The 3,153-nt window shown below is 44.5% G+C and carries 1 protein-coding gene and 1 pseudogene; one reads left to right on the top strand and one right to left on the bottom strand.

The window, feature by feature from the left end; genetic code table 11:
- Positions 1 to 325: pseudogene (locus ACM0OT_RS23690) on the bottom strand (hypothetical protein); the annotation flags it as partial.
- Between the two features lie 439 nt (positions 326 to 764).
- On the opposite strand from ACM0OT_RS23690, the gene ACM0OT_RS23685 reads away from it, so the two are divergent.
- A complete protein-coding gene (locus tag ACM0OT_RS23685) occupies positions 765 to 3,035 on the top strand; it encodes a transglycosylase domain-containing protein (RefSeq protein WP_414566821.1) in 2,271 nt (756 codons plus the stop codon).
- The last annotated feature ends 118 nt before the right edge of the window (positions 3,036 to 3,153 follow it).

The raw sequence follows: 3,153 nt of genomic DNA, 5'->3' as shown, positions 1-3,153 counted from the left end.
CGCCTTCTTGTGCGGGGACGAATTCACTTGGAGTCTCAGACTGGGGTGTAATTTCACCTTCTTGTGCGGGGATGGTGGTAGTGTCTGAAGATGGTACTGTAGTACTATCTGGGACTACTCCATCCCCTGAACAACGGGAATTTAAGGGGGAACGCTCACACAGAATTTTCATCCCTTCTAGTGAAAGCTTAATCTCCGTTGGTGAACTTGCAGATGAGCTATCGGATTCTGTTACGGGGGATTTACTTGATTGAGCAAAAGCGACATTGGTAGTTAGTGCCAAGGTCAAAGCTGTACCAATCAGGGTCAGAGATTTTCCCTTCATTCTGAAATTAACCTCAACGGAAACGGAACATTCCGCCAATTAAATCAGACAACATATTAGAGAAAATCTTCCTAAATGAAGATGTATATTTTAGCAATAAAAGATATGGCCCACTGAAGATGGTAAAATTTAAATTTGCTATAAATTAATAGTTAGTTATTAGAAGCACAAAAGCTAAAGTAATAACCCTTATTATTTTACAAAAAATAGTAGATAAAATCAGCATGACAGACTAAATACACAAGTTTTTACCGATTACAAAAGTTAACTAAACGCATAGAGTATATTTTCTGGTTAGAAATTATCTGGGTGTAAAATTGAAGCGACCAAAATTCCGTACAGCCAATTTATGCTTTGGCTTATGAGTAAAATGGTGGAAGATCATTATCCAGATTGTCATTCGCTCGATTCTTGCCAATAAATGTGATGTAAATAGCCGATGAGTGCCCCCCAACCTCCTCACAAACCACAAACTTTACTGGGTCAACTGACTCAAGCAGTGCATACAATTCAAGCTAGGGTTGACTTTTCCAAGTTAGCCCTCAAGCCTAATGCTAAAGTCCCAGAGATATGGGTGCAGGATTCGGGGGCGGATAAAGCCGAAGTGTATCCGCTATTAGGCGATCGCTATGTCCTTGGTCGCAGTTCTAAATCCTGTGATATCGTCATTCGTAACCCAGTTGTCAGCCAAATTCACTTGTCACTGTCGCGGGATTCTACTCAACGTACCCCTGCTTTTGTGATTAAAGATGAAAATTCTACTAATGGGATTTATCGTGGTAAACGGCGGGTTAATTCTCTAGAACTACGTCATGGCGATATTTTCACTTTGGGGCCACCAGAACTAGCAGCTTCTGTGCGACTGCAATACGTCGATCCACCACCTTTACATGTCAAAGCAGCAACTTGGACTGCTTATGGAATTGGTGGTGCTAGTGCCTTGATGGCGTTAGTCATAGGCGTAGAATGGATGAAATTTTCCGTGAGACCTTTACCTACAGCTACTAGCGCCCCCATAGTTATTTATGCCCGTGATGGTTCTACTCCCCTGCGTGAGCCTCGGACGACCTCTCACGTAGATATGAGGCGCTTAGAGGAATTTGGCCCTTATTTGCCCGCAGCAGTGGTGGCTTCAGAAGATAGTCGTTACTATTGGCACTTTGGGATTGATCCGCTGGGAATTTTGCGCGCCGTACTCGTAAATACCCGTAGTGGAGATGTACAGCAAGGAGCCAGTACAGTTACTCAACAAGTAGCCCGGAGCTTGTTCCGCGATTATGTAGGCGCTCAGGATTCCTTAGGACGTAAACTGAGAGAAGCAGTTGTTTCTTTGAAGTTAGAAACTTTTTACAGTAAAGATGAAATTCTTTTAACTTACTTGAATCGGGTGTTTCTGGGCGTGAATACATCCGGGTTTGAAGATGCGGCTCGTTATTACTTTGAGAAATCAGCCAAAGAATTAACTTTGGCAGAAGCCGCAACATTAGTGGGAATTTTACCTGCGCCTAACGCCTTTAATTTTTGTGGAGATAGCCCAAATAAATTTGAAGCCGCCGAATATCGCAATCGTGTAATTAGGCGGATGTTAGATCAGGGCAACATTTCACAAGAGGAAGCTAATCGAGCTAGGCGCTCAACAGTGCAAATTAGTCCCAAAGTCTGTGAACAACAAGCTGCTACCGTTGCTCCTTACTTTTACAATTATGTCTTTCAAGAACTAGAATCAATTTTAGGGGTAGGAGCGGCCAGAGAAGGCAACTATATCATCGAAACCCAACTTGATCCAGCAATTCAAGCTCAAGCAGAAACATCGTTGCGTAGTGCTGTGAACAACGCCGGTTCAACTCTGCGTTTTTCCCAAGGAGCGATCGTTACTCTAGACTCCACAACAGGCAGCATTTTATCTATGGTGGGTGGGACTGATTTTAGAACCAGCCAGTTTAATCGTGCTGTTCAAGCCCAAAGACAACCAGGTTCTACCTTCAAAGTCTTTGCCTACGCTGCTGCTCTAGAAAAGGGGATACCAGCCTCCAAGACTTATTCTTGTGCTGCTATGCCTTGGCAAGGCTTCACTTATAGACCATGTAGAACTGGCGCCGGCAATTTTTTAAATATGACTGTAGGGCTAGCCCTTTCGGAAAATCCCATCGCTTTGCGAATCGCCAGGGAAGTAGGGCTAAATCAAGTAGTGTCTATGGCCAGACGTTTAGGCGTCAAGTCTTCACTGGAAGCTGTTCCTGGGTTAGTACTAGGTCAAAGCGTCGTTAATGTATTAGAAATGACTGGTGCTTTTGGTGCTATTAGCAATCGTGGAGTCTGGAATCCGCCCCATGCAATTACCAGGATTTTAGACAGTAGTGATTGTAGCGATCGCGAAAACTTAAAAACCTGCCGTGTCATATATAGCTTCGACCAAAATCGGGAAGCAAATAAGCAAGTTTTACCCACACGGGTAGCCGATGAAATGACCCGGATGATGCGTCAAGTAGTCACTAATGGTACTGGACGAGCTGCTGCAATTGGGTTAGGAGAAGGCGGTAAAACTGGCACAACCGACAAAAACGTCGACCTATGGTACATAGGCTTTATTCCCAGTCGGCGACTTGTCACGGGTATTTGGTTAGGTAACGACAATAATTCACCCACATCTGGAAGCAGTGCCCAAGCCGCTCAGTTGTGGGGAAATTACATGAGGCAAATTACAAGATAGGGGAGTAGGGAATAGGGAGTAGGGTAGGAATAAAATCAGCTTGTACCAAAATTATCTCCCCAGTCCCCAGTCCCCAGTCCCCAGTCCCCAGTCCCCAGTCCCCAGTCCCCAGTCCCCA

Origin of the sequence: Anabaena sp. CCY 9613, assembly GCF_963920895.1 — a bacterium.
GTDB lineage: Bacteria > Cyanobacteriota > Cyanobacteriia > Cyanobacteriales > Nostocaceae > Cyanocohniella.
This window is presented reverse-complemented; position numbering and strand designations above follow the sequence as displayed.

Excerpts from the sequence above, each read along its gene's own strand:
- ACM0OT_RS23685 (WP_414566821.1), top strand. The coding sequence starts at position 765 with ATGAGTGCCCCCCAACCTCCTCACAAACCACAAACTTTACTGGGTCAA.